The sequence below is a fragment of the Streptomyces sp. NPDC006512 genome, from assembly GCF_040611935.1.
Taxonomy (GTDB): domain Bacteria; phylum Actinomycetota; class Actinomycetes; order Streptomycetales; family Streptomycetaceae; genus Streptomyces.
Map to the genome: position 1 here is coordinate 159,246 of NZ_JBEXPG010000008.1, position 26,239 is coordinate 185,484.

Here is a 26,239-nt window from a genome sequence, read left to right on the forward strand (position 1 = left end):
TACTGGCACGTGGTGGCACGGGCCACCGGGTCGGCAAAGCATCGAGCAAGCACGCGAGCGGACCTGTCGCCGAACCTGGTCGGGAGGGCATCGGGCGGTGCTCAGGCGGCGCCGGGGTCGTACTTGGACAGGGAGGCCTTGACCTCGCGGGCGTATGGGCCTTCCCACCAGGGGATCGTCTCCACCAGGACGGGTTTGGTGCCCGAGGCCAGGACGAGGGCCCGGCCGGGGGGCATCGAGCCCAGGTCGGAGACCTGCAGGACGCGCTCGCGGCGGACCGACTCGTTCACCGTGCGGTTGCCGGACCAGCCGCCGAACTCGGAATCCCGCGTCGCGGAGTACTCGCGAAGCTCGTACTCGCCCGCGAGCTCCGAGAGGTCGCCGAGGAAGCGGGTGTCGGAGACACCGCCGCCGTAGACCCGGATGTTCGCGGCGGACCAGAGCTTCTCCATGCCGCGGTCCCCCCACACCTCGACGCCTTGGGCCCAGGACTGGAGGATGGTCATCAGGACGATGCCGCGCGAGCCGTAGTGCGAGTAGAGGTCGGGCAGCGCGCGCCAGCGGCAGACGTTCGCCGCCTCGTCCAGGACGCCGACCATCGGGAGCGACAGCCGGCCGCCGGGCTGGGTGGTGGCGTACTCCTCGGCCGCCTCGACGACGGCCACGGTCAGGGCCGTCACCAGCGGGCCCGCGGAGTCACTGCCCTCGCGGGAGAGCGAGTAGAGCGTCGAGCGGGTGCGGACGAACTCGCGGGGATCGAGCTCGGGGCGGTCGTCGGTCGGGCCGAGCGGGGTCACCCACTTGTTGACCTCGGGGTTGATCAGGCAGGACGCCATCTGCTGGGCGACGCCGTAGATGCCGCTGCGCTGCTTGTCGGGAGCCGTGATCACGCCGTTCAGGGAGTCGGCGGGCATGACGTGCCCGGCGCCGCGCAGGATGCGCTCGGGGGTGTCGTCCTTCGGGTTGGACAGCCAGGTGTAGATCTGGGTGATGGAGGTCTTGGCGGTCGCCGCCGCGAGCAGCAGGTTGGCGAGGAGGTCCTGGCCGGCCGGATCGAAGAACGCGTCGGTGGAGGCGTCGGCGTCGCGCGAGCCCGAGGCGAAGTGGTCGGCCAGCTTGCGGGCCTTGGCCACGTCGGTGACGTACGAGAGGGGGTTCCACCACCAGGTCGGCGGCTCCTGGGCCACCTGCTGCGGGTCGAAGACCCACACCTGCCCGTGGGCCCGGCGAGGTCCGCGCGTGCCGTCGACGATGTCGCGCTTGTTGGAGGTGACGAGCACCGCCCCCGGGGCGGACAGGATCGCCGGGATGGCGCGCCGGGTCGTCTTGCCGGTACGCGGGCCCCAGATGTCGACGTGCATGTCCTCGAAGGAGCCGAACAGCGGCTGCCGGCCCTTCACCGACCGGCCGATGAAGACGCCGGGCACCTGAGCCTTCACACCGAGGCGCTGCGCAGTCGCGGCGGCCCCCTTCATGGTGAGCTTGCCGAGCTCCGCGCCGTCCGTCATGTGCTTGGCGGCTCGGTCCACGTCGGGCTTGTCGCGCAGCCGCCGGCGTATCCGGTACCCGGCGGTGACCAGGCCCGCGAGCAGCAGCGCCTCGGCGGCGGCGAGGGCGTTGGCCGCGCCGCCCGGCCAGGAGTAGTCGCCCTTGGCCAGGGCGATGGCGAAGGAGAAGGGGTTGCCCGGGGGCTCCGGCTGCTCGGTGAACGCCGCGCCGAGGCGGGCCGCGAGCCAGGCGGCGGACAGGAGGGCCAGGACGCTGACGACGAGGAGGACGATCTCGATCGTCCAGTCGTCTTCGGCGCGCGGCTTCTTCTGTGGTTCGGGGGCCATGGTCAGGGCGTTCCTTCCGCCGGGCCCGGGGTGGACGTCGGCATCTCGTTCTGTCGGTGGTATCTCGTTCTGTCGGTGGTCCGGGCGCCGTGCGCGCCGCTGGTCTAGGGGAAGCTTCCGGCCGTGGGCACCCGGTAGACGCCCGTGATCTCGCCCTGCCACTCCCAGTTGCTGAACTCGACGTTCTTGCCCGGCCTCGGGGCGTGCAGGATCGTGTGCTTGGCGGAATCCCAGACGATGCCGACGTGCTCGGAGCGATTCGGGCCGCTGGGCTGGAAGAAGATCACGTCGCCCGGCTTGGACTGGCTCAGGTCGACCTTGTACTTCGCGAGGTTGGGCTGCTGGTCATAGGTGGTGGAACCGAGGTTGATCTTGCCGTCGCTGGCTTGGTAGTACATCCACTGCGTGAAGCTGGAGCAGTCGAAGGACGTCGGGTGATCGCCCTGGAGGCGGGGGGCGCCCCACTTGTAGGGCTTGCCGATGCCGCGCTGGGCCCAGCCGAGCGCCGCTCGGACGACCGTGTCGTCGACGTCGGGCAGGGGTCCGGTCGAGCCGGCGCCGTCCGGCGGGACGGCCGTGCCCTTGCCGTTCGCGGCGCAGCTGCGGTAGTCGGCGTCTTTGCCGTTGTCGCTGCCTCCGGGGACGCCGCCGTAGTCGGGGCTGCCCGTGATCTTGCCGGCAAGCCATGCCGCCGGGTCGATTTGGCCCGGGCCGTTGTCCTGGCCACTGCGGAAGGGGTCGTCGACGCCGGGCATCAGCACCTCCCAGTGGAGGTGCGCGCCGGTCACGTTGCCCGTTTCGCCGACCTTTCCGATCTGGTCGCCGCGCTTGACGGTGTCGCCCGTCTTCACGGAGATGCTGCTCTGGTGGGCGTACAGGGTGATGACGCCGTCGGCGTGCTCCAGGCGCGTCTGATTGCCGTACGCGCCGCCGCTGCCGATCTTCACGACCTTGCCGTCGGCCGGGGCGTGGATCGGGGTGCCGGTGGGCGCTTCCAGGTCGACCCCGGTGTGGTAGCCGAGGCTCCAGTGCGGCCCCTCCTGGTGGTACTTGGTGCCGAGCTTGTACGAGCCCTCCTTCATCGGCCACTGCCAGTCCTTGCCGCTGGCCGTCGCGGGCGGGTCGTCCGGGCGGAACGGGGCCGCGAGCGGACGGGAGAAGCCCATCGGCGCCATGGCCGTCGTGCCGCCCTGTCCGCCTCCGGCGAGGGGCGGGGTGGACCAGCTGTGGGGGCCCTTGGAGCGGATGCTCAGCGCCTCGCTCGGCTGGGCGTCGTTGCCGACGGGCTCGGGGATGTCCGCGCTCTGGCCCAGGACCGGGAAGGAAGGATTCTTCTCGACGGTGGTCTTCAAGTGCGCGTACCAGCGGTTGATGAGGTCCTTGTCACTGGTGAGCGTGCCGCGGTAGCGGGCGGCCTGGGTGAGAACCACGCGGGGGTAGACGGTGTTGGTCTTGAGCGAGCCGGAGTAGTCGAGCAGCGCGTCCCAGGCGTTGGTCTCCACCTTCAGGGCGTGCATGTAGTTGGCCGCGGCGAAGGCCAAGTCGTCGACGCTGTAGCGGTCCTTCTGGCCGTCGCCGTTGCCGTCCTCGCCGTACTGGCCCCAGGCCCAGTCACCGAACTGCAGCAGGCCCTTGTAGCCGAAACCGTTGTCGCCGCCGGGGGCCGCGGACTTGTCCTGGCCGTACCTCGTCTCCTGGTACATCTGCCCGGCGATGATCGTCCAGTCGAGGCCGTCGTAGCGCGCGGCCGCCCGCATCGAGGCGAGGATCATCTTCGGGGGTATCTCGTCGCGGGCGGTGTCGCTCGGCATGTACATCTTGCCCGCGGGCATGATCGGGTTCGTCGCGGCCTTGTCGCCCGTGTTGCCCGATCCCGCGTTCTCCCCGTAGTTGCCGCAGGCCGCCTGGGCGGCGCCGCCGCCCAGGCCGCCCACGAGAGCCATGATCAGGATCATGACGAGGAAGACGATGCCGAGGGTCGGCAACGAGCCGACGCCGGCGATGATCAACACCCACTTGAGGTTGTTCTTCTTCCCGCCTCCACCTTTGCCGCCCTGTCCCGAAGCGACCTGGGCCGCGCTCTTGGCGGCCTTCGCCACCTTGGCCGCCTTTGACGCCGCCGCCAGTACGGCAGGAGCCACCACGGGTGCCTCACCCTCCCTTGGGCTCGGGCGCGCCCACGTTGCCCAGGCCGTAGATGTCGAAGCCGTTCACCTGCCACGTCCCGCTGTTCTTGCGGGCGCTCACCAGCCAGGTGTTGGTCTCGGTCTCGGTCTGGCGACCGTCGCTGGAGCGGATCGCGGTCACTTCCACCACGCTCGAGATCGCCTGGCCGCTGCCGCGCGTGAGTTCGTCGGCGATCAGCGCGTCCCGGCGTACGGTGGCCCGCCCCGCGGAAGAGCACTTGGCCTGCTGACAGGTGGCCCATGCCTTGTTGGCCGGCAGCACGGTCAGCTTCTTCATCGTCTCGCCGCCGTCGGTGAGGGCCAGCAGACGGGGCACCCAGGAGGCGGTGTTGTCGCTGTACTTGAAGGTGCTGAGGCCCGCCATGTAGTCGCCCATCACGCGGTGGGCCTCCGCGAGGTCGGCAGGCTGGACGATGGGGGGCACTCCGGCGGCCGACCCGGACTGCGGCGTGGCCGCTCCGGCGGCGGGACCGGCGCCCGTGCCGGTGGCCGCGCCCGTGCCCCGTGTGGCGGATGCCCTGGGCTTGGCGTCGGCCGCGGGTTCGTCCTCGCCGCTGAAGACGGTGAGCACGACGAGGCTGCCGACCAGCAGGACACCCAGTAGTGCCAGCGCCAGTACCGCACTTCGCTTGTTCTCGGCGGGTGAGTCCACCGTCCCGGCCCTCCCTCAGTCAGTCAGGTCGCCGAGACACGGTAGGTGGCGGGACGGCTGCCGGAGCGCGCGAATTCCTCGTGGGGAAAGTTGAGGAAAGCGGGGGAGGGCGTCAGGAAAACGGTGTGACCGGTGGGGCGTTGGGCTTGCGGGGGAACGGTGAGGACGTCGACCGGGGGTCCTCACCGATCCCTCACAAGGGCTGGGCCTCGGGGTCGTACTCCTCCAGCGGGAGGGGATCGAAGGGGTACGCGGTGTGTCCGCCCACCTTGGGCGAACAGGCTGCGAACGGGCCGAGGTCCGTGTCCATCAGCACCCTCAGGTGCGGATCGGCGTGGTGCAGCCACCACGTCGACAGGCCGAGGGTGGGCTCCAGGCGCAGCTGTTCCCAGGCGAGCCAGAGCGAGGAGAGGCGCGCGCCGGCTTCGGGGTGCTCCCACCAGCGGGGGCACCAGGTGGCGGAGGAACCGTTGAGGCGGCGGCGGACGGTCGGGGCGAGGAACTCGCTGACGAAGGCGAAGACGTCGGAGAAGAACAGCTCGACCTGCTCGCCGGGCGCGGGTACGTCTGCGGGGCCGGTCACCGTCCGACCTCCGGGGCCTTGGGGGCGGCCTCGACCGCCGGGTTCGTCACGCCGTGCGTACTCGCCACGGCCGGGGCCGGGCGGGGCGGTACGACGAGGGTGCGGGGGAGGGTCGCGCCGTGGACGAACGAGGCCCCGCGCACCGGTACACGGGGCTCGGGCTGGGCGGGCGCCGTGGGCGCCGACGCCGGCTGGTCCGGCGCGGGTTCGGTGAGCTCGGGGTCCTGGAACGTGAGGTGGCCCCCTGGCTGTAGGGGCTCCGGCGCGGTGAGCTCTGGTTCGGTGATCTCCACCTGGGGCGGGGTCAGTTCGGCGTAACTCGCCACCGCGTTCAGCTTCGTGACCGCCGCGGTGTGCGCCTCCTTCAGGTGCTCGGGGACGTCGATGGCGGCCAGCTTGCCGGCGAGGGAGGTGGGGGACTTGTCTTCTCCCTGTGCGTAGTCCTCCCTCCGCAGCTGGCACCGTACAGCCGGGTCCGCCATGAGGGTGCGGATGTCCGCCGGCAGGTGCCCCTGGTGGGGGAAGTCGACCAGGAAGTCCACGTTCTCCTTGCCGACTCCCTCCGGTCCGAGGAGCCGCTTCAGCTCCGTCGCACCCAGGACGGAGCGTTCGCCGATCTCGGCTGCGAAGACCAGCACCTGGCCTTTGGCCGCCTCGGCGTAACGATCCGAGACGCGGGGCCAGATCTCGGCAGTGGTCTTCTGCAAGTCGGCTTCGCTCACGCCGTAGTCCGACGTGAGCACCTCGGCCATGAAGCTGTTGCCCAGGTAGTACCCGTCCAACCGGCCTGCTGCCGGAGTGTCCTCCAGAACCTGGTACCCACGTGTTTCACCGCACGCCTGGGCCAGAAACCGGTGCTTTATCTCCCGGTCCATGCCCTCCGGCTGAGACTGCCAGGACCAGAGCGCCCGGTCATCGCCCCGGTCAGGTCGGGTGACCTCCTCCTTGTCGGCGACGCTCCGGATGAAGGACATCAGGTCGGGGAGTTCGTTCTCGCCTGCAGGCTCGGTGCCTTCCTGCAGGGCAAGCTCCCTCTGTCGGTCGTGCGCCGCCTGCCGGTCCGCGAACATCTTGGCGACGAGCTTGCGTGCGTCCGCTCGCGAGCGCGGCTCCCCGGCCTTGTGCTTGGCCTCGAGTCGCTGCGCGAGCTCGATCTCCTCCCGTGTGAGCGGTGCGACTGGGCTCACCGATCACCTGCGAGGAACTCGAGCGGTGCGTAGACGTCCACGGAGACGGCCGAGGCACCGGGGCCGCCGTCCGTGGTCCAGGTCTGGAACGACACCGACTGGCTCAGCGTGATGCAGGGCTGCCCGGGGACAGCCGTCTCCGGCGCCCAGTAAGCGAACCGGAACGGGTTGCGGCTCAGCGCCCGTTCCTCACGGTCGCGCCAGTAGGCGGGATGGGGAGGCTCGGGGAAGTCGGGGGAGTCCCACTGCCCGGACCAGGTCGGGGAACCCAAGGCGGCCTCGGCGGCCTCGAGGTAGGTGGACCACGTCTCCGCCGCTGCCGTGTGTACGTCCGGGTTCTCCTCCCCGGAGCCTGCGGTGAGGTGCCATCCCTGGTGTCTGAGGCTCGCCAGGGGGCTCCAGTCGCCGCCCAGCACAGGGAACAGCGTCCAGTCTCCTCCGCTGCGCGTGCGGACCCAGAGGCTGCGCTCGGTCGTCTGGGGCTCCCAGCCGTAGCGCTCGCACCATGCGTAGAATTCCGGCGTCCCGCCCTGCGGCGGGCCCGACCAGACCGACGGCCAGTCGTCGACCGCGCGCAGGCCGGTCAGTTCGGCGGCAAGGTCCTGGGGCGTCCGGCCGGTGGTCTCCGTCAGCATGTGGGTCTCCTTCGTGCGTGGCGTGCGGTTGACGGTATCTGGTCAGGAAAGCAAGATCCCCAACACGAAGACGGCGACGACGATCGCGCCCATGATGAGGCGGACCTTCGGGTCCTCCCGCTCCCACAGTTCGTGGACCACGGCCCAGCCGGTCAGTCGCGCCGCGCGGCCGTTGTGGATGCTCGGACCGTCTGTCGGGTCGTCAGGGCGCGCGTCGGTTGCGGAGTCCTCGGCTTCGGGGGCGTGGAAGGCGTCCGCCCCCGTCACCCCTTGCTGCTCCTGTGCGACCACCACCAGGCCCTCCAGGAGGTCCGGCATGGTGTGCGGCGTGAGGGGGTACGCGACCGTGCCGTGCGGGGTGCGCAGGCAGAGCTTCGACTGCCAGGGGTTTCCCGGTTCGTAGCCGGAGATCCAGGCGTGCTCGGCCTCCACCAACGGCGGTTCGGGGGCCTCGGGGGCGGTGCCCGCGTCCTGCCACGGGTGAAGCTTCTGCTCGCTCAACTCTCATCCTTCGGGAGGTCGGGGACGGCTCCGCGCCCGCGACTGGGGCACAACCCGGCATTGTGACGGAGTCGTGGGCGGGTGGCCGCGCCGTCGGCCCTCGGTTTTCCTCACAGGGATTCCTTATTTTTTCCTCACCTCTCCCCGCGAGGAAAAGCGAGAGGGGAATGTCAGCTCGATTTGCCACACTGCCGTCCGCACCTGGTCTCACCAGGGCCCGCCGCACGCCCGACCGGCGGACGGGGATCACACGCGGGGAGAGAACCGACTCGATGACGGACCACAGCAGTTCTGCGGACGGGATCGGCGAGGACCGGCCCGCCGGGCACCCCGCGCAGCAGGCGCCGGGTCCGTACGAATCCCCGGCCGTGCCCCAGCTCTCCGCCGAGGCGGCCCGCAGCCAGGTGGCCGCCGCGTGGGTGCGCGTGGCCCCGCAGTCCAACGTTCCGCCGGGTCAGGCGGCCGTACCGAGCTTGCCGCCGCGCGCGGACCGGCCCGCCGCCGAGTCGAAGAAGGACAAGCGGGAGCAGGCGAAGGCCGAGCGCAAGGCCGAGTACGAGCGCAAGAAGGCGGCCCGCAAGGCCGCGTACGAGAGCAAGAAGGCCGCACGCGAGAGCCGCAAGGGGGGCGGGAAGGCTCCCGCCCCCGGGCTACCGGCCGCTGCCGCGGCAGCAGCGGGTGCCGCGGCCCCGTCCGCCGCACCCGCTGCTGCCGCGGCCTCGTCCGCCGCCGCCGTGACCGCGCCCGGCCGAAGTGGTGCCAAGGGGCCGCAGGCCCGGTTCGAGGTGCCCCGCCCCGGAGGTCGGCTGCCCTCGAACGGCAGGAGCACGCACGTCGCCCTGCGCGCGACCCTGATGATCACCGCCTGCGCGTTCGCCCTCGGATCGTGCGGTGTCACCGGTCTGGTCCTCGGCAGGTCGTCCGTCTCCGTGCAGCCCGCTGCCCTGGACGGCAAGGACCTGGACCGCTACCGCCTGACCGACTTCCCGGTCCAGTCGGCGGCGGTCTTCGCCGAGGAGTACGCGTCCCTCTGCATGACGTACTCGCCGGAGAACACCGACAAGCGCCGCGAATCCCTCTCCCGCTACATCTCGGCCGGCGTCGACCGCGACTGCGGCTGGAACGGGAAGGGCAAGCAGCAGGTCCAGCAGGCGAACTGGGACGGGACCGTAGAAGAGCTCCCCGAGTACGGGAAGAACGGCCGCTACCTGAACATCCAGGTCACCTACACAGGCGGCCGCACCACCACCCTCTCCGTACCGGTGTACGTCAAGGACCTCGCCGGTGCGTCCGGGCTGCGGGTCGTCGGCAACGTCGGCGAGATGCCGCTGCCGATCCGCGACACCGCGCCCGCGCTGGAGAAGGGCGAAGAGGTCATCGACCAGGAACTCTCCACCCAGCTCAGGGACCAGGTCCTGGCCGGTTACTTCAAGGCGTGGGCAGCGTCCGACACCACCGCCCTGACCCGCTTCACCACCCCCGACGCCACCCCCGCGGCGGTCTCGGGCCTGGCCGGCGTGCTGAACTCACCGGTGGTCCAGGATGTCCAGGCGCTGGCGCCCGAGGGCACCGAGGCCGGCAAGAAGGTCACGTACAGCCAGGGCCAGGCGATCCCGGCACGGGTGACGGTCGCCTGGGGCGGCGGAGGGGCCGACGACGCGAAGGCGGAGGTGGCCCTGAAGCGCTCGTACCGGGTGACCGTGGTGAACACGGCGCAGGGCTGGTTCATCAAGGACATCCGCGGCGGTGTCATGGACCCCACGGGCGGGCGGGCGGACACACCCGGCACGGCCTCCCCGAGCGCCACCCCGGCCTCCGGAGCGAGCACCCCGCCCGGCCCGTCCGCCTCGGCCTCTCCGCCCGGCCCGGCCTCCCCCGGCGCCTCCCCATCGCCCAAGCCGTCCGCTTCCCAGTCGGCCCGCTGACGCGTCATCGCGCAAGGCGGAGTACCGACCCTCCTGCACGACGCGACACCCATCCGTACGCCCCTCACAACGAAGGACACGCCATGATCCTGGCAGCAACGACCCTCCAAAGCATGTTCGACAAGATCCAGAACATCCTGGCCGGCCTGGGCCTCACGGTGGCCTCCTGCGCCCTCCTCATCCTCGGCATCCGGATGCTGCTGTCGATGAAGCGCGGCGACGGCATGCGCGAGGCCTTCCAGGGCTTCGGCATGATCGCGCTGGCCGCGTTCATCGTCGGTGGCGCCGCCGGTCTGGCCGGAATGCTCATCAGCCTCGGCGAGCAGATCGGCGGCAAGGGCTGATCCCGGGGACGGGCCGCGACGAACGGAACCCGGCCCGCGACCGTAGACGTGCCGCCCGCGATCGCGGTGCGGAGCACGCAGCCACACCAGAGAGGGGGACCGACTGATGACGCAGGACCTGCCGGACGCACCGGCGCCCATGGTCGCCTACGACCACACGGACCTGTTGAACCGGCCCAAGCGCATCTGGAACTGGGGCAACATCCCGCTTCCCGGTCTGCTCCTGCCCGCCCTGGGCGCCGCCTTCGGTTTCGGCGTGCTGTGGTTCGTGCTGCTGCTGACGCTGTCCACCCTCCTGCCCTTCCTGGGCTTGTCGCTCATCACGTCGGTCCTGTACCTCGGGCCGCCGGTCGGCGTCTACTTCGTCTGGGGCCGGCCGCTGCCCTCGTCCCTCACCCTCAGCCAGCAGGTGGTGGTGTGGGCCGATTACTGGATGCAGCCCAAGCGCCTCCAGGGCCTGGCCGCGGACCGCGAGCCGGAGGAGCTGCACTGGCAGGTCATCCTCTGGCAGCCGGGCGCGAGCCGCTGGCACAAGCGGTACGACGCGGCACTCGTGACGGCGGCCCTGCACGGCTCCTCGTACGCCGCGTCCGCTCCACCCCGGGTCGCGCCCTCACCGAGCGCACCCGCCGAGACCGCAACCACCGAGACCGCAGGATGACTCCTCCATGTTCATGCTGATCTTTTTTGGCGGGGCGGTCGCCTTCTTCCTGATCGCCATGCTCCTCGCGTCCACTTCCTCGAAGAAGAACGCCGGGGCCAAGAATGGCGGCTCCGGCAACCCGGGGAAGCCGGGCGGAGGCTCCTCCCGTGGCCAGGCCCCGGCCAAGCGGCGCGAGGAGATGCGGCTGCCCTACCGGTACGCCGACGACATGATCTTCGTCCACGGGGACTCCGTCTGGACGGGCATCGCCCTGCCCACGGCCATCGACGAGTACCTCAACGCCGTCGAGCTCCAGGCCATGGCCGAGGCCCCGGCCCGCGCGCTGCTCAACCTCGCCCGCGGCGACCGCAACGTCGAGTGCCACTACCGCAAGGTGTACCGGCCGATCACCGCCCAGGACTGGGCCGAGCAGCTCAACGCCGTGGCCTGGGAGCCGACGGAGAACTACAAGGCGTACAACTTCCGCAAGGCCGAGTACCAGGAGCGCATCGGCGCGCAGCGCGAGCGCAACATCCTTCTGGTGAAGCTGGGTTCGATGAAGCGGAAGTCCGGCAACGACGACGGGGTGCTCCCCGGCGGGGACGACCCGGTCGAGGAGTCGGGCGTCACGCGCTCGGTGCGGGAAGCCGCCGGCGCGGCCGCGGCCGGTGCCACGGGCGTGCACGACGAGTACCTGTCGCCGGAGCTGCTGGCCCGGTGGACCCAGGTCGCCCGCGAGATCCACGAGGGCCTCGAGGGCCTCGGCGGCAGCCCGCTGAGCCGCGAGGAACTGGTCTGGCTGATCCGCAAGCCGCTCCACGGCGACCTGCCGATTCCCGTCGAGCCGGTGCTCGGCAGCCGGGCCTGGGGCCCCGACCAGTTCGACCTGGTCGTCGACTTCTCCGGTGAGAACCGCAAGACGCACATCGTGCTGCACCAGTACGACGAGATGACCGGCGAGCGGCGCACCAGCTACACGACCACCCTCGTCGCGGCCAGCTGGCCCACCGAGACCCGCTTCCGGCAGTCCACCGCGTGGGCCCGCTACGCGGCGCAGCACGTCGACTTCCCGGTCGAGATCGACATGCGGTTCACCCTCATCCCGTACCTGAAGTTCCAGGACCGGGCGAAGAAGATCAGCGGCAACCTCGTCGACGAGATGAACGACATGGCCAACTCCGGCCGTGCCCCCGGCACCCAGCTCGCCGCCCAGGTCACCCGTGCCCAGAACCTCGTCGACGACGTGGAAGAGCACAAGATGCCGGGCATGGAGGCGCAGATACGCTTCACCATCTCCGCCCCCGACCTCGCCGAGCTCGAGCGACGCCGACGCGTCCTGGAGATGCAGTTCAAGCAGGACCTGAAGGTCACCCTGCTGCGCCCGAGCCGCCAGCAGTGGCGCCTGCTGCAGTCGCAGCTGCCGGGTGACGCGCCCAAGCTGCCGATCGCGCCGTACCTGCGGCTCCAGGAGGTCGAGCAGCTCGGCGCCGGACTGCCCACGGCCGGCACCGAACTGGGCGACAACCCCGAGCGCCGGTCGGGCAAGCAGCTCGGCTGGGTCGGCAACCTGGTCGGCTGGGCCGGCAAGACTCCGGTCCACTACTCGCTGCACGTCGGCCCCGCCCGCAACGACGGCGGTGGCGTTGCCATCGTCGGCGCGTCCGGTGGCGGCAAGTCCTCGCTGGCCCTGCAGAAGTTCTACGAGGAGTCGGAGTCGGGCGTGCGCTGCCTGGTCATCGACCCCAAGACCGACTTCGCCCAGCTCTGCTACTACCTGGCCTTCGGATCCCAGGTCAACGACCCCGAATTCCCCCTCGACGCCGAGGCGGGCCTGCTCGGCACCCCGCAGAGCCGTTTCCAGCCGGTGAACCCGGAGTTCTGGGCCGAGACCGAGGTCGTCGACCTCCTCAAGGGACAGGCCGGCGTGCTCGACCCGTGGGTGGTCGCGCGCGACGTGCCCTCCGGGCGACTGCTCGCCGAGACGATGCTGCGCGGTTTCCTCGGGGACGAGGACTACCAGCGGGTGCGCCTGCCCGTCATCGAGGGGATGGCCACGGTGGTCGGCTGGTACAACTCCGCGATCCGGCAGGCCACCGAACAGGGCCTGAGCGCGCGTGACGCCGAGCGGCAGGTGCCCCGGCCGACGCTGTGGCAGGTCGTCGACGAGGTCGTACGCGCCTACGACGACGCGGTGGCGAGCGGGGACCGCGAGGCCGTCAAGGACCTCAAGCTCGCCCAGATGCTGCTCACCGAGCTGCGTACCCTGCCGTACGCGCGTCTCGCCTTCGCGGAGAAGCCACAGACCCTGTCCGCGATGCGCAAGCGCCGCACGGTGATCACCCTGCGCGGTTTCCAGACCCCGGCCTCCTCCGACCCGCGCAGCTGGAACCCGGCCGAGCGGCTCGCCGCGACCGCGCTGATGGCGGTCGTGGAGCTGGGCAGCCAGATGCTCGACGTCGGCTACGAGAAGAACCCCGTGACGGGCGAGGTCGGACTGCGGCCCAAGGCGCTGTTCGTCGACGAGGCGTACGTCGTCACCGCGACCGAGAGCGGCCGCGACCTGATGCGGCGCGCGCTCAAGCAGGGCCGTTCGTACCTGGCGGTCATCGTGCTGATCACTCAGCAGGCCATCGACCTCGTCCAGATCGAGGACTCCGAGGCCCGCAGCGGTGGCGCCAACCAGATCCACACCGTCTTCGCCTTCAAGCAGAAGTCCAGCCAGGAGGCCTCGTTGGTGGCGCCGCTGCTCGGCCGGCCGGAGAGCGACACCAAGGTGTCCAGTTCCCTCCAGGAACTGCGGACGGGTGTCTGCCTGCAGCGGGACGTGGACAAGCGGGTCGGCACGGTCGCGGTTGACCTGGTCTTCCAGGAGATCCTCGCCGCCACGGACACCAATGGCACCACCCGTCCCGGCCGCCAGTCCGTCGACCCGCCGCTCAGCGTGTGGGACTGGACCTTCATGCAGGAGGCCGCCCGCGAGGAGCGTCCGGCCGCTGCGGATGCGGAGCCTGCTGCCTCGCGGTAGCGGCGCACCTTCAGACGTCCACTTGCGCTTCCCCCGAACTCCAGGAGTGACCATGCGTTTGACCAAGACCTTTACCGCCGTGACCGTGGCCGTCGCACTGACGGCACTGACTGGCTGCGGCGGGCAGGGGGAGGGCGGGCCGCTGTCAGCCCTGGGCCTGCCGAAGGCGGACAGCATCGCCGGTATCGAAAAGCTGATCAACAAGGGTGGGACCTGCCGCGAGCTCGAGGCGGGCCGTATGGGGGAGGACGCCGACAAGCGCCTCAAGGAACCCGCGTTCGCCGTCAAGGAGACGGCGACCTGTAAGGACGAGCGGGGCAAGTACGCCACCCTGCTGCTCCTGTCCGACATGAAGAAGTTCCAGGAGGCGAACCAGAAGGCCCTGCAAGGCGACGCGGACTTCGACACCGGCTATTTCGTCGGGCAGGACTTCGCGGTCGTGTCCGGCAGCGACGACGGCGCCAGGGGCCTGAAGCAGGCCGGGCTCTTCCTGATGGCCTGCAAGGCCGAGTTCAAGGCCGAAATCCCCAGCGGCTACAAGGTCAACGAGGAACTCGTCAAGGGGTGCTTCGTGACCGACTACCTCCCCTCCTAGCCCACAGGCCGTCCCAGCACCCGCCTCGTCCCTTGCGGAAACCCCAGAAGGAAGCCGATGTTCTTGCGCCGTAGCGCCAAGTCACGCGGAACCGCCACCCAAGGCGCGACGTTCCGCGACCGGGTGAAGGGAGCCGGCCGGGCCGCCAGGTCCGGTGTGTTCGTGATCCTCGCGCTGATCGCGCTCACACTGGCGGCTCCCGCAACGGCGTCCGCGGACTTCTCGTGCAGCTTCACCGGGGACGACTCCTACGCGCTGGACCAACCGGGCGCCAACGGCGAGGGGTGGTTCCCCGCAGTCAACCAGTGGGAGAACGAAGCCCAGCGCGCCAAGAACCTCAACGACACTACGGGCATGGTCACCGGCGCGGTCAACATGCCCCGTGGTGCCCACGAGTACACCATGTACGAGCTGAACGGCGTGCGTGGCATGAACTGGTCCGGCACGCAGCGAGACATCGGCGATGCCTCCCAGACCGACGACACCACGGACTTCAGCGGCGCCGACGACTGCGAAATCATGGATTTCGTCAACAACGGCATCGCGAACCTGGTCTTCGACGGAACGAAGATCCTGACGCGAGTAGCCATATCGATCAAGGAACTCGCTTCCAATCCGAGGCCCCTCAGTGGGCTGTACACCGGACGCGACAATGTCGTGGAAACACTGAAGGCGAAGGTCCTCATCCCTGCCGTTCCCGTCATGATCATGCTCACCGGCATATGGGTCTTTGGGAAATGGCGCAAGGGTGAGATGCGTGAAGCCTGGTCCGGTGTCAGCTGGGCCGCCCTGACCACGATCGCGGTCGTGGCCCTCCTGACCGGCGGCAACTTCCGCGAGGTGATCGACGAGGCGGACACCGGTATCGCCGCAGCCAACAGCTACCTCAGCGAAGCGGCGCTCGGCGGCATGGCGGACGAGATGCAGCCGCCCTGCGACCTGCCCTCCGATGCCCCCAATCGTGGTCTTCGGATCTCGAGTTGTGCCATGTACGACACGATGGCGTTCCGGCCCTGGGCGCTGGGTCAGTTCGGTCCGGGCGGCACGAACTGCATCTTCAAGACGAAGGGCGGCGGCGAGGTGGTCAACGGCACCTGCCGGCCGGTCAGCGCCGGCACCAAATGTGACTACGGCCTGGGTGCTCGTTGCGAGGACCTGCGAGTTCGTCAGATGGTCTCGCAGTCCATGACCAACATCGACGTCGCGAACGAGGCAAGCACGAGGGACAAGTACAAGAAGGACTGGTACGGCGTCCGTCAGGACATGGCCGGCGGTAAGGGCTCCAACCAGGAGAACGAGGACCCGAAGAAGCGCGTCTACCCCGTGGCGTTCGACGAATGGGCGGGGCGCGACGCCGGGAACCGGATCGGGCTGGCCGTCTACTCCCTGATCGCCGCGCTGATCATCGGCATCATGGTGATCGCGCTCAGCGCGCTCACACTGCTGTGGCACGCCGTCACCCTCATCATGATCATCATGCTGCCGCTGATCGCCACGTTGGGTATCCACCCTTCGCAGCAGAAGCTGCTGAAGGGCTGGCTGCAGACGTTCATCCACAGCTTCGTCCTCAGGGCGGGCTTCGGCGTCATCCTGACGGTGCTGCTCGTGCTGTACCAGATGATCCTGCCCGCCAAGATCTCCCTCGGTATGCAGCTGCTGATGCTGCTGCTGGTCACCGTCGCCGTCGTGATGATGCTGAAGAAGCTGCTGTCGGGGGCCTACAGTCCGCAGATCGCCGGGGCAGAGGATTCCCTGGGCGTCGGGGACATGGCGAACACCGTGGGCGGCAAGCTGGCCCAGTACGCGCCTAACGCCGCAGCCGGCGTCGCGAAGACGACGGGTCGCGTCGCCGGAAGGACCGCGGCCGGCACGGCGAAGGTGGCGAAGAAGGGCACACTGGCCGCTGCACGGACCTACGACAACAAGAAGAACGACGGTCGGTGGCAGAAGGAGGGCAAGCTTTCGACCCCCCAACCCTCCAAGCGTGAACAGCGCAAGACCGCGTACCAGACCGCAACGGTCCAGAAGGACGAGCTCGCGGAGCAGTACGCGGCAGTCGAGACCAAGCGAGAGCGGCAAGCCGCAGAAGCTGACCAGGCCCAGAGCAGCGGCCGTCTCGTTGGCGGTGGTACGCCGTCGGCCTACGTGCGGCGGCCGCAGCCCGCACCGCCCCTGCCGGCACCGGCCCCCGCGCCCGCCGTTCCCGCGCAGCAGGACCCCCAGTCCTCCAGGGGCCGGGTCAACACGCCGGACAACGGACCCGGGCGCCAGCAGCCGCGTGTGCCCGCGCCCGACCCGCGCTCCACGCCGACACCGCCCGCCCCGCCGACGCTGCCCGCCCCGCCGACGCCGCGGGACGGCGGTGACGGCCGTGTGTCCCGCTAGGAAGGCCTGAGCCATGGCAAGCGTCATCACCAACCAGACCCCACAGGAGCTCGCCGCCGAGCTGGGCGCGCTCCTGCGGGTGGACTGGCGATCCGTATGGCCCGGGATACCCGACGGTGGGGCCGAGCGCGCCGAGTGGTGCGCGGGCTTCGGCTGGGAGCCGCTGTGGTCCCAGTCGGGCCTGTGGGTTCGTACGCGGCGGGGCGGCCGCCTGCACCTGGCCTCACGGGCCGGCCTCGGCCGGCCCGTGACCCGGGCGTCGTACACGGTCTGGAAGGTCGCGGAGGGTGCGCCCTCCGACGGTGAGACGGTCCTGGCCACCGCCCTCGACCGCTACGCGGCCCACCTCGCCCGTACGACCGCCGCGTTGGGCGCACCGGGCTGGGAGGGCGCCTGGGACAGCCCGGACTTCCCGGAACCGCCCGCGCCGGGCCGGTGGGGCGACGCCGAGGAGCGGCGGGAGCTCCGGGCCCCGTACCGGCTGGCCCAGTGGAGGTACCCCAATCCGCTGGCCCCGGTGATCGTGCTCGCGCTGGACCACCAGGAGGGCGGGTATTCGGGGGGTGGGACGATCTCTCTCACCTTCCACGGGCCGGCCGACCCGAAGGCCCTCGACGGCCCCGGTTGGCTGTTGTGACGTACGCGACATGAGAAAGAGAGAACACGACATGGGCACACCCTTCGAACCGCCGGTCGACCGCACCCCGCAGGAACTCGTCACCGAGCTGCGGGGGCTGAACGACGTCCACTGGGAGACCGTCTGGAACGGGCCGCCGCTGCCCAGTCAGGGGTTGGACGAGTGGTGTGCCCAGTTCGGCTGGACGCCGACGCAGTTCGAGTACGTCCTCAACGTGGTCACGCGGACCGGGGGCACGATGACGCTGAACGCGCTGGGAGGCAGCTGGGCGCCCGTGCAGAGTCTGTCGCACTGGGTGTGGGGCGAGTCGGCGATGAATCCGGAGGACAACGCGCATGTGCTGGCCGAGGCCGACCGGGTCTGGCCCCTCTACCGCGACGCCGTGTCCTCGGTGCTAGGCGCCCCGGCTTGGGAAGGCGCCTGGGACTCCGACTCCTTCCCGCAGGAACTCGGCCAGTTCGCGATCCCCCAAGACGCTGATCGCATCGGAGAGAAGGACCCCTACCACATGGCCTACTGGGAGCTTGCCGCTCCAGGAGGTGCCCTCGTGAGCCTGCGCATCACGCCGGCTGTGGGCACCGCCGACCGGTCCGATGCCGGAGTGGTGAACATGGATCTCGAGGTCTATCCCCGTCCGCTGGAGGCCTGACGGCGGTGGGCCCGGAACCGATCCCGCAAGAGATAGTGGAAGGCGCCCTGCGCCGGGCGAAGGCTTGGAAGCTGGCGGCCCTGGATGCCAAGGTCAATGCGCAATCCATAGCGCGGGGCATCAAGGCCGCGGCCACGGCGGCAGGGTTCGAGGACAAGGTGTCGGAGGACGGCAAGTTCCGTGTGTCCAAGGCGAGGCAGTACATCGACGCCCTTGCCACGGACAAGACGAAGCTCGCGCCGCCCGAAGGGACGAAGCCGCTCAGTGCCTTCTGGTCGTACGGCATCGAGCACCCGAGAGCGCCGGAGAACGACTCGGGCGTCCCGTTCCTGTCCCAGCGCTTCATAGCCGAGGAGTGGGCGGCCCAGCAGAACGTGACCGATCCCGATACCGCACGGACCCTGGAGACGACCCAAGGCGGTAGGGAACTCGACGGCATGTTCCTCTGGGAACCGAAAGTCATCAAGGCTCTCGGTGGCGCACGCGGGGGCTTCGGCCCGGGCTACGCCAAGGCCAAATGGGACGAGATCTCCGCGACGTACGGCGAGCTGGCCGAAGGCCGGGTGGAGGTCTTCGCGGACGTCGGCAACACCCGGGCGGTCCTGCACCAGGAGGAACTCGGCACGCTCTGCGAGAACCCGAACGTCGGGCTGCACAACATCCACTTCGTGTACGAGGCCCCCCAGTCATGGCCCGAGGCGACCCGGACCGAGGCCGGAACGAACGCCGTGCGGGCCGTCGCGCAGTTCGACGACAAGGACCTCCCCCGCTACATCGACCCGTACGCCTTCGCGGCCGACACCCCCGAGGCCCGCAAGGCGAAAATCGACAATCTGATGGAGGCCGTAGCCCCGGGGCAGGCACAGGTCTCCGCCGTCGAGGCGCCCGAGCAGCAGGCCACGCCGAAGCGCCCGCCCAGCCCGCTCTGGCAGATGGGCTTCCAGCAGCCGACCACCATCACCCGGCGCGAGACTGCCGGACCGGCCTCCGGAGCTGCAAGCGCGGAAGCTCCGGCCCCCACCCTCCACCCACCCGCAACAGGTATGGACGGTCCGTGATGACCCCTCGCCCCTCCCTCGGCCCTCTCCGCCGGCTGCTCCGTCAGGAGCGCGACGACGCCTGGGCCGTGCGGCTGCTCCGCCGGATCGTCTTCGGCATCGCCGGCGCCTACACCCTCTTCGTGCTCGCCTCGACCAGTATGGCCTCGTTCATCACGATGGCCGTGGTGCTCGTCCTCGCCGTGCTGGTGTGGCTGCTGCGCCGTCGCGGCCAGCTGCTGCTCGGTCTCGCCTCGACCGTCGTCACCGCCGCGGTGACCGGCTACCTGGCGGCCGCGGGCGACATCGCGCGTGGGTCTTCCGGCGGACTCCTCAGCGGGCAGGCGGTCTTCGGCTACTGGGCGCTCGGCGGTATGGCGCTGCTGGGTGCCTGGATGCTCAAGCAGCCCCGGGGCCGCCGGGGCGTCACCACCGTACTGGCCGACGTACTGCTCGTCGGCGCGTCCGGGGTTGGTATGTTGGCGCCGCTGTACGGCGTACCCCTTGGATTTCTCGGCGTCGTCGGCGTTCTGATGCTTCGTAGCAGAACGTTCTCGCGCGTTTACCGACGTGAACCCAGGCTGGAGCGCCGGGGTCTCCGTCGGATGGCGGCAGCCGCTGACACGGATGCCCGGTGATCCGGTGGTCCGGCATTTCCGTTGTGTAATAAGTGATCCACAGCAGGTGGTACGGCTTTGCCGCTGCCAATTGCCCTGCTCTAGAGTCCCCGTTGGTCACAAAGAACATCGGGGGACTTCTTTCATGGCGAGGACAGCGATGAGAACCCGGCCGACAGCGATGCTGCCGGCCTCCACGACGCTTCTGCCTTGCCAGCGGCGGCCCGACATCTTCGCGGAGCCGCTCCTGGAACGTCCGTCCGCGGGTGCTCCGGAACTTCCCTTCCGCATGCGGCGGAGCCAGGCCCTCAACCATGCGGCCCGGCAGCTGTGCTTCTCCTGCCCCGTGTGGGCTGAATGCCTGCAAGGCTCCGTCGTCCGGTCCGATCCGGGCGGTTACGCCGCCGCCACCACAGAGCAGGACCGGCGCTGGATCCGCAGCTGGCTGCACATCGGCGACAGCCGGGGACGCTTGACCGTCACCGCGTCCGCCACGGGCGGCGGTTGCGGTGAAGCGGTTGAAGTAGCCGCGGTACTGGACGCGTTCAGCGCCCTCCAGGAGCACCGGGCACGCCGGTCATTGGGTCCCGCCCAAGGGCCGGTTCCCGCCCAGCGGCAGGATCCGGCACAGCACTTTCCAGCAGACCGCCGACAGCGCGCCGACACAGACGAGGTAGTGAAGACGGGCGCTCCGGCCCTGTCGGGAGCACGGATCACCTACTCGCTCGCCGATCCGGCCCTGGCCATACAGAAGACCGTGCTCGGCCCGCTGGTGTGCGCCACGCTCCCCATGCTCAAGGTCACCGAGCAGCTCGCCGGGATGCTCGCGTTCACCCCGTCCGCCGCCGTGGCACCCGAGCTCCTTGCCGCGGTCACCCGGACCCGCGTGAGCCTGGAGTCCTGGCGTGCGGCAGCAGGTGACGAGACCACCTACGAGGTGACGGACAGCGCTCTGACCGGTTCCGTGAGCATCGAGCTCGCGACCAGCGACCCCGTCGCCGCGCTGCGGCAGGACATCTTCGAGCCGCTGCTGCGCCGCCTGGCGGACTCGCTGCACCATGTGGAGGCCATCACGGCGGTGCTCGTCCCCGCAGCCCACCCTGCGGACCCGGCCGCCGTCGCGCACGCCCGGAATCTGGCGGCCGTACTGGAAGCGGTGCGCGAGCTCGGCTCCCACCTGGAGCGCTACCAGCCCCTCACCCCGCGCCAAGACCACGGCGAGGGCCACGCGGGCATCCAGCGCGACACTCACCCGCACCACTCCGCCACGGGCGCGGGCGGGTCCGGTCCTTGGGGCGTCCCCAGCCTGCGGCGCGCTGTGGAGACGGCAGTTTCCTCCTTCCCGGGTCACTTCACCAGCCGCGACGTGGTCGGGGCGCTACCCCCGGGTGCGTACCGGGACGCGGGGAAGTCGGTCAGCAACGCCCTGTCCGCCATGGTCAAGGCGGGCCGACTCCTACGGGTCTCGCGCGGCACCTACACCGCGAACCCGACGTCCACCGGCGAAGCCGTCCCGAACTCCTGAAAGGCAGTCGCCGTGCAGCCCACCCCTCCGGCCGCGGAAGTCCGCGTCTTCTCCCAACACGCTGGCCTGATCGACGAGGTCCCCGTGACGGCCCCGCCCTTCGGCAACATCCAGGACGTCGTCATCGGCATCCTCCAGCAGCGCGCCCAGCAGCTCGGCTTCCCGACCCCTGCTGTGATAACCGACGACCGCTACGGCGGTGCGGTCCGCCTCCTCATCCACCCCGACGGCAGCACCGAAACCCTGCCCGACGACCACCGCTGACAGCCGAGGGCGGCACCAAGTCGGGGGTGGGTGTCGACACCCTGATGGGTCTAGACAACAAACAAGCCCCAGGTCGCTGACCTGGGGCTTTGTCGTGGAGCGGATGACGGGAATCGAACCCGCGCTATAAGCTTGGGAAGCTCATGTTCTACCATTAAACTACATCCGCACAGGCGGTCCAGTCGCCTGGATCCGTACCGTTGCTCACTGTACCCCATGATCGACCCGCGGTGAATTCTCCCGCGTGGGGGCGTCGCGTCACGGGGGCAGGGAGGCGCGTGGGGGCGGGAGTTGGGGCGTAACGTAGGGCACCGGGCGGCGGCTGGAGTGGCGGCTGGAGCCAGGTCCCGAACATCCCCTAATGTGGCGATTCATCGCAGTACGGCTCGTTGGGGAAAGGGACTCGATGGAGCACACCGTCGTCCGTTGTGCCGAAGGGCACGTTTTCAGTACCGCCTCGTTTCCGCTCCAGCACCTCGGTGCCGGCCGGATCGGGCCCGGGCGGCTGCTGAGGTGCCCGCGGTGCGCGCGGCTGAGGCATGCGGTGCCCGTGGGCGGCGTCAAGCGCTGACCGGGGAGTCCGGGCGGGGCGCGCGGGCCGGCTCTCGATTGGGGGTGGCCCGGGCGCTCTGCGTATCCTCGGGACGTGCTTCTCTCCGACAAAGACATCCGGGCCGAGATCGACAGCGGACGGGTTCGCATTGACCCCTTCGACGAGTCGATGGTGCAGCCCTCCAGCATCGATGTGCGTCTCGACCGGTTCTTCCGGGTCTTCGAGAACCACCGTTACGCCCACATCGACCCCGCCGTCGAGCAGCCCGACCTGACGCGCATGGTCGAGCCGGAGGGTGACGAGGCGTTCATCCTCCACCCGGGCGAGTTCGTGCTCGCCTCGACGTACGAGGTCATCACGCTCCCCGAGGACATCGCCTCCCGCCTGGAGGGCAAGTCCAGCCTGGGCCGCCTGGGTCTGGTGACGCATTCGACCGCCGGGTTCATCGACCCCGGGTTCTCGGGTCACGTGACCCTGGAGCTGTCGAACCTCGCCACCCTGCCGATCAAGCTCTGGCCGGGGATGAAGATCGGGCAGCTGTGCCTGTTCCGCCTCAGCTCGCCCGCGGAGTTCCCGTACGGCAGCGAGCGGTACGGCTCCAGGTACCAGGGGCAGCGCGGGCCGACCGCCTCGCGCTCCTTCCAGAATTTCCACCGCACCCAGGTGAGGCACGAGGCATGAGTGACGGAGTACGCGAGAACCTCGACTACGAGGGGTTCGGTCGCGCCGTGCGCGAGCTGGCGCAGACGATCGCCGATGACGGCTACGAGCCCGACATCATCCTGAGCATCGCCCGCGGCGGGGTCTTCGTCGCCGGCGGGCTGGCGTACGCGCTCGACTGCAAGAACATCCACCTCGTGAACGTGGAGTTCTACACCGGCGTCGGCACCACGCTGGAGATGCCGGTCATGCTGGCGCCCGTGCCCGAGGCGATCGACTTCACCAACAAGAAGGTGCTGATCGCCGACGACGTCGCCGACACCGGCAAGACGCTCAAGCTCGTCCACGACTTCTGCCTCGGCCACGTCGCCGAGGTGCGCTCCGCCGTCATCTACGAGAAGTCCCACTCCCTCGTGAAGTGCGAGTACGTGTGGAAGAAGACCGACGAGTGGATCAACTTCCCGTGGTCGGTCGAGCCGCCCGTCGTCAAGCGCGAGGGCCAGGTCCTCGACGCCTGAGCCGCCGTTCCACGAGCCCGCAGTCTCACGGGCCGCAGTTCATGACGAAGGGGCCCGCCGCGCCGACCGCGCCGCGGGCCCCTTCGTCGTGACGTCAGAGCGTGCCGAGCTTGATGATCGACAGCAGGGCGATCAGCTGGATGGCGGAGGCGCCGAGCGCCTTCTGCCACGGCAGGTCGTGCGACTTGCTGATCAGCGACGTGAAGAGGGCACCGGCCGCGAGCCAGGTGATCCAGCCCAGCACCTGGACCACCATGTTGTCGCCGCCCAGGAACACCGCGAACAGCAGGCGCGGCGCGTCCGTGATGGTCATGACCAGCATCGACAGCCCGACCGTCGGCTGCCACGCGCCGTCGCCGCCCAGCTGCCGGGCCAACGTGTGCGTGACCGCGCCCAGGATGAGGCCGCAGATGACGAAGGCCAGCCCGGTGCTGAGGACGATCGGGATCGCCTGGGTGAGGGTCGCCTTTATGGCGTCCTCGCGGGCCTTGTCGAAGCCGAAGACCGCGAGCATCCCGTAGAGGAACGTCACGATCAGCGCCGGACCCCAGACGGCGTAGTCGCGCATCTGGTGGAAGGTCGGCCCCGGGCGCATGACGATGCCGCGCAGGAGCTCCTTCCAGTGCAGCCGGGGCCCGACGGGGCCGGCAGCGGCCGCGCCCGCCTGGTAGGTCGGGCTCTGGCTGTACGGGTCCTCGCCGAAGGAGAAGGCCTGGGTGTGGCCCGGGTTGTTCGCGTACGAGGGCTCGTGCGGGCCTCCGTACGGGGCCTGCGGCGGCTGCTGCTGGCCGTACGGGTCGAAGTACTCGGGCTCCCCGTGGCCCCCGGCGGCAGGCTGCTGAGGCCAGTGCTGCTGAGGGGGCGGACCCGCGGGAGGGTAGGGCTGCTGACCGTACGGTGCCTGCGGCGCTTGCTGCTGCTGACCGTACGGCTGCTGCCGCGGGGGTTGCGGGGGTTGTTGCGGGGTGCGGTTGTTGTCCCGGCCGCGTCCGATCCTGAATCCAGCCACGTGATCGAAAGTACCTGCTCGGCGGGCCGAGGGTGGCAGGGGCGCCCGAATAGGCGGCCTTTGCGGCTGAGCTGTGACATCCCCTAGGGGATGCCCGGACGGGGGGCCGGTGGGTGGTTTACGTGGCTGCGCGGCAGTCTGCGGGGGTTCGTTACGTTGCCGACGGAATGCCTACATATCGGGCCCGTAGCTTCGTCGGTGTCGTCGCCACGGAGTCACGAACGAGCAGGAAAGAGCCCGCACCATGCGCAGCACCCGCCGCACCACCCTTCGTACCGCCGCCGTCTCCGCCGGGGCGGCCGCCGTCCTGGCGCTGCCCGTGGGGTCCGCCTTCGCGGACTCCCCGACGGCTCCGGAGCCCGAGGTGCTGCCCGGGATCGAGCAGCCGGCGGTGGACCCGACGGCCCCGCCGGTGACGCCGCCGGTGACGCCTCCGGTCACCCCGTCGGTGACGCCTCCGGTCACCCCGCCGGTGACGCCTCCGGTCACCCCGCCGGTGACGCCGCCGGTCACCCCGCCGGTGAAGGAGCGGGTGTACGTCACCACGGTGAAGCTGGCCGACGGTTCCGTCGCCAAGGTCTACAAGTCCGGCGACCGCCGCTTCGAGGCCGACGTCTTCGCCGGCGGCACGAAGGTGGGCACGCTGGTCAGCGAGAACGGCCGGTCGACGAACGCGTCGCACAACGGCCTCCACGTCACCCTGCACGGCAACGGCACTGTCACCTCGTGGGTCGAGGGCGGACGGAAGCCGGCCGAGAAGCCGAAGCCGCAGCCGAAGCCGCAGCCGAAGCACGAGGTCAAGAAGGAGACCTCGGTGCGCCTGACCATGCCGGACGGGCGGATCGCGAAGCTCGTCGACGGCCACCGCGGCAAGCGCGTGGAGATCTTCATGCCGAACGGGAACTTCCTCGGCGCGATCGACATGAAGCACCCGAGCGCGATGAACGACGGCTGGACGTACAAGCTCGTCCAGGACGGGAAGCGGGTCAAGTTCGTCGTCATCGACGGGAAGCGCGGCGGCGACAGCTGGGTCTACGACTTCGCCACCGGCAAGCTGATCGAGAAGTACACGGTGGAGAAGGAGAAGGCGACGGGGAAGGCGAAGCCCGCCGCGCTGGTCGAGCCGGTCGGGAAGAAGTCCGAGTCCGACGAGCGGATCGTCCCCAAGGGCGGCGTGAACGCCGGAGCCGAGGGGGTCGCGCGGCACGGCGACACCCCGGCGCTGGTGGCCGCCGGCGGCGGCATGGCCGCGGTGGGCGCGGCCGGACTGGGCTTCGCGATGCTGCGTCGCGGCCGCGGCTGACCCCGCCCCGCCCCTGACGAACGGAACGGCCGGACCCCTGACGGGGTCCGGCCGTTCCTGCGTGCGGTGGGGCGAAGCTACTTGACGCCCTTGGCCTCCGCGCCGCCCGAGTCCTTGTCCGCGTCCGAGTCTGAGGCCTTGCCCTCATCCCCGTCCTCGGCCTCAGCCTCGCCGTCGGCAGCCCCCTCGGTCTCCGCTCCGGCGGCCTTGTCCTTGGCCTCCGCCTCGGCGGGGGCTTCGGCCACGGGCTTCGCCTCAGCGGCGTCCTCGGCTACGGGCTTCGCGTCGGCGGCGGCCTTGTCCTCGGCTTCCGCCTCGGCGGGGGCCTCGGCCACGGGCTTCGCCTCAGTGGCGCCCTCGTCCACGGTCTCCGCCTCAGTGGCGTCCTCGGCTACGGGCTCCGCCTCAGCGGGGGCCTCGTCCTTGGGCTTCGCCGCGACTGCGGGCACGTCCTTGGTCTCCGACCCGAGGGCGGCAGCAGCCACGGGCTTCGCCTCGGCGGCTTCGGCCACGGTCTCCGCCTCGGGGGCGGCCTCGTCCTTGGCTTCCGGCTCGGCAGCGTCCTCGGCCGCGGCCTTGGCGGCGGCTTCGGGCTTCGCCTCGGCGGCGGGCTCGGACTTGGCCTCGATCTCGGCACGGGCAGGCTCGGCTGCGGAGGCCGGCTCGGCTTCCGCTTCCGCATCCGCCGTGGCCTTGGCTTCCGCCTCGGCAGCGGCAGCCGCAGCGGCCTCCGCCTCGGCCGCAGCCTTGGCCTTCGCCTCGGCCTCCGCCTTCGCGGCGGCCTCCGCCTCCGCCTTCGCGGCGGCAGCCGCAGCCGCCTCTTCCGCCTCCTGCGCGGCCAGCGCCTCCGCCTCCGCCAGTTCCTCCGCCGTCGGTTCCGGGGCCTTCACCGATTCGAGGAGGAGTTGGGCGACGTCGACGACCTGGACGGATTCCTTGGCCTTGCCGTCGTTCTTCTTGCCGTTGACGGA

At 70.2% G+C, this 26,239-nt stretch carries 23 protein-coding genes, 1 tRNA gene and 2 pseudogenes; 16 read left to right on the forward strand and 10 right to left on the reverse strand.

Annotated elements, in window-relative coordinates:
• Positions 1–101: 101 nt before the first annotated feature.
• The 7 genes from ABZZ17_RS08815 to ABZZ17_RS08845 form a co-directional block, all read right to left on the reverse strand.
• Complete coding sequence (locus tag ABZZ17_RS08815) at positions 102–1,835, reverse strand: TraM recognition domain-containing protein (protein ID WP_356873527.1); 1,734 nt, start codon at positions 1,833–1,835, stop codon at positions 102–104.
• 104 nt (positions 1,836–1,939) lie between these two features.
• A complete protein-coding gene (locus ABZZ17_RS08820) occupies positions 1,940–3,979 on the reverse strand; it encodes a peptidoglycan DD-metalloendopeptidase family protein (protein ID WP_356873529.1) in 2,040 nt (679 codons plus the stop codon).
• Positions 3,980–3,986: 7 nt separating this feature from the next.
• Entirely contained in the window at positions 3,987–4,673 is a 687-nt protein-coding gene (locus ABZZ17_RS08825) for a hypothetical protein (protein WP_356873531.1), read from the reverse strand.
• A gap of 193 nt (positions 4,674–4,866) precedes the next feature.
• On the reverse strand, positions 4,867–5,256 hold the full coding sequence (locus ABZZ17_RS08830) for a DUF4913 domain-containing protein (protein ID WP_356873533.1): 390 nt from the start codon (positions 5,254–5,256) through the stop codon (positions 4,867–4,869).
• Positions 5,253–6,443 (reverse strand): hypothetical protein, encoded by a 1,191-nt coding sequence (locus tag ABZZ17_RS08835; RefSeq protein ID WP_356873535.1) that lies wholly within the window; start codon positions 6,441–6,443, stop codon positions 5,253–5,255. Before ABZZ17_RS08835 ends, ABZZ17_RS08830 begins: the two co-directional genes overlap by 4 nt.
• Positions 6,440–7,078, reverse strand: a complete 639-nt coding sequence (locus ABZZ17_RS08840) for a hypothetical protein (RefSeq protein WP_356873537.1) — start codon at positions 7,076–7,078, stop codon at positions 6,440–6,442. Before ABZZ17_RS08840 ends, ABZZ17_RS08835 begins: the two co-directional genes overlap by 4 nt.
• A gap of 42 nt (positions 7,079–7,120) precedes the next feature.
• Positions 7,121–7,579 carry a hypothetical protein gene (locus tag ABZZ17_RS08845; RefSeq protein ID WP_356873539.1) on the reverse strand — a complete coding sequence of 153 codons (459 nt, stop codon included), beginning with the start codon at positions 7,577–7,579 and terminating at the stop codon, positions 7,121–7,123.
• Between the two features lie 272 nt (positions 7,580–7,851).
• Here ABZZ17_RS08845 and ABZZ17_RS08850 point away from each other — a divergent pair, with 272 nt between their 5' ends.
• The 13 genes and pseudogenes from ABZZ17_RS08850 to ABZZ17_RS08910 all read left to right on the forward strand — a co-directional run bounded on the left by ABZZ17_RS08850 (position 7,852) and on the right by ABZZ17_RS08910 (position 21,225).
• Positions 7,852–9,504, forward strand: coding sequence for a conjugal transfer protein (locus ABZZ17_RS08850; RefSeq protein ID WP_356873541.1), 1,653 nt, complete (start codon positions 7,852–7,854; stop codon positions 9,502–9,504).
• 83 nt (positions 9,505–9,587) lie between these two features.
• Positions 9,588–9,848, forward strand: a complete 261-nt coding sequence (locus tag ABZZ17_RS08855) for a TrbC/VirB2 family protein (protein ID WP_356873543.1) — start codon at positions 9,588–9,590, stop codon at positions 9,846–9,848.
• 106 nt (positions 9,849–9,954) lie between these two features.
• The gene (locus tag ABZZ17_RS08860; RefSeq protein WP_356873545.1) at positions 9,955–10,509 is read left to right on the forward strand and encodes a hypothetical protein; all 555 of its coding nucleotides are present in this window, start codon (positions 9,955–9,957) and stop codon (positions 10,507–10,509) included.
• Between the two features lie 7 nt (positions 10,510–10,516).
• Positions 10,517–13,516: an ATP-binding protein gene (locus ABZZ17_RS08865; RefSeq protein ID WP_356873547.1), complete on the forward strand. Its 3,000-nt coding sequence runs from the start codon at positions 10,517–10,519 to the stop codon at positions 13,514–13,516.
• 52 nt (positions 13,517–13,568) lie between these two features.
• Positions 13,569–14,111 carry a hypothetical protein gene (locus ABZZ17_RS08870; protein ID WP_356873549.1) on the forward strand — a complete coding sequence of 181 codons (543 nt, stop codon included), beginning with the start codon at positions 13,569–13,571 and terminating at the stop codon, positions 14,109–14,111.
• Between the two features lie 57 nt (positions 14,112–14,168).
• The gene (locus ABZZ17_RS08875; protein ID WP_356873551.1) at positions 14,169–16,496 is read left to right on the forward strand and encodes a hypothetical protein; all 2,328 of its coding nucleotides are present in this window, start codon (positions 14,169–14,171) and stop codon (positions 16,494–16,496) included.
• 13 nt (positions 16,497–16,509) lie between these two features.
• Positions 16,510–17,133, forward strand: coding sequence for a hypothetical protein (locus ABZZ17_RS08880; RefSeq protein ID WP_356873553.1), 624 nt, complete (start codon positions 16,510–16,512; stop codon positions 17,131–17,133).
• Between the two features lie 10 nt (positions 17,134–17,143).
• Entirely contained in the window at positions 17,144–17,782 is a 639-nt protein-coding gene (locus ABZZ17_RS08885; RefSeq protein WP_356873555.1) for a hypothetical protein, read from the forward strand.
• A 5-nt stretch (positions 17,783–17,787) separates the two neighbouring features.
• Positions 17,788–18,840, forward strand: coding sequence for a hypothetical protein (locus tag ABZZ17_RS08890; protein WP_356873557.1), 1,053 nt, complete (start codon positions 17,788–17,790; stop codon positions 18,838–18,840).
• Positions 18,840–19,457 (forward strand): hypothetical protein, encoded by a 618-nt coding sequence (locus ABZZ17_RS08895; RefSeq protein WP_356873559.1) that lies wholly within the window; start codon positions 18,840–18,842, stop codon positions 19,455–19,457. Before ABZZ17_RS08890 ends, ABZZ17_RS08895 begins: the two co-directional genes overlap by 1 nt.
• Positions 19,458–19,617: 160 nt before the next feature.
• A pseudogene (locus ABZZ17_RS08900) lies at positions 19,618–19,854 on the forward strand (WhiB family transcriptional regulator); the annotation flags it as partial.
• A gap of 258 nt (positions 19,855–20,112) precedes the next feature.
• Complete coding sequence (locus ABZZ17_RS08905; RefSeq protein WP_356873591.1) at positions 20,113–20,961, forward strand: hypothetical protein; 849 nt, start codon at positions 20,113–20,115, stop codon at positions 20,959–20,961.
• Positions 20,962–20,973: 12 nt separating this feature from the next.
• Positions 20,974–21,225: a hypothetical protein gene (locus tag ABZZ17_RS08910; protein WP_356873561.1), complete on the forward strand. Its 252-nt coding sequence runs from the start codon at positions 20,974–20,976 to the stop codon at positions 21,223–21,225.
• Positions 21,226–21,320: 95 nt separating this feature from the next.
• Here the strand turns inward: ABZZ17_RS08910 and ABZZ17_RS08915 are convergent.
• A tRNA-Gly gene (locus ABZZ17_RS08915) sits at positions 21,321–21,394 on the reverse strand.
• A gap of 477 nt (positions 21,395–21,871) precedes the next feature.
• On the opposite strand from ABZZ17_RS08915, the gene dcd reads away from it, so the two are divergent.
• Together dcd and ABZZ17_RS08925 are read left to right on the forward strand one after the other, a co-directional pair.
• Positions 21,872–22,459: a dCTP deaminase gene (dcd, locus tag ABZZ17_RS08920; protein ID WP_356873563.1), complete on the forward strand. Its 588-nt coding sequence runs from the start codon at positions 21,872–21,874 to the stop codon at positions 22,457–22,459.
• The gene (locus tag ABZZ17_RS08925) at positions 22,456–22,956 is read left to right on the forward strand and encodes a phosphoribosyltransferase (RefSeq protein WP_356873565.1); all 501 of its coding nucleotides are present in this window, start codon (positions 22,456–22,458) and stop codon (positions 22,954–22,956) included. Before dcd ends, ABZZ17_RS08925 begins: the two co-directional genes overlap by 4 nt.
• A gap of 94 nt (positions 22,957–23,050) precedes the next feature.
• On the opposite strand, the gene ABZZ17_RS08930 is transcribed toward ABZZ17_RS08925, so the two are convergent.
• Complete coding sequence (locus tag ABZZ17_RS08930) at positions 23,051–23,965, reverse strand: Yip1 family protein (protein ID WP_356873567.1); 915 nt, start codon at positions 23,963–23,965, stop codon at positions 23,051–23,053.
• Between the two features lie 244 nt (positions 23,966–24,209).
• Between ABZZ17_RS08930 and ABZZ17_RS08935 the strand changes: the two genes are divergently transcribed.
• The gene (locus tag ABZZ17_RS08935; RefSeq protein ID WP_356873569.1) at positions 24,210–25,268 is read left to right on the forward strand and encodes a hypothetical protein; all 1,059 of its coding nucleotides are present in this window, start codon (positions 24,210–24,212) and stop codon (positions 25,266–25,268) included.
• A 77-nt stretch (positions 25,269–25,345) separates the two neighbouring features.
• Here ABZZ17_RS08935 and ABZZ17_RS08940 read toward each other — a convergent pair.
• Positions 25,346–26,239 (reverse strand): annotated as a pseudogene (locus tag ABZZ17_RS08940) (iron-sulfur-binding reductase); the annotation flags it as partial.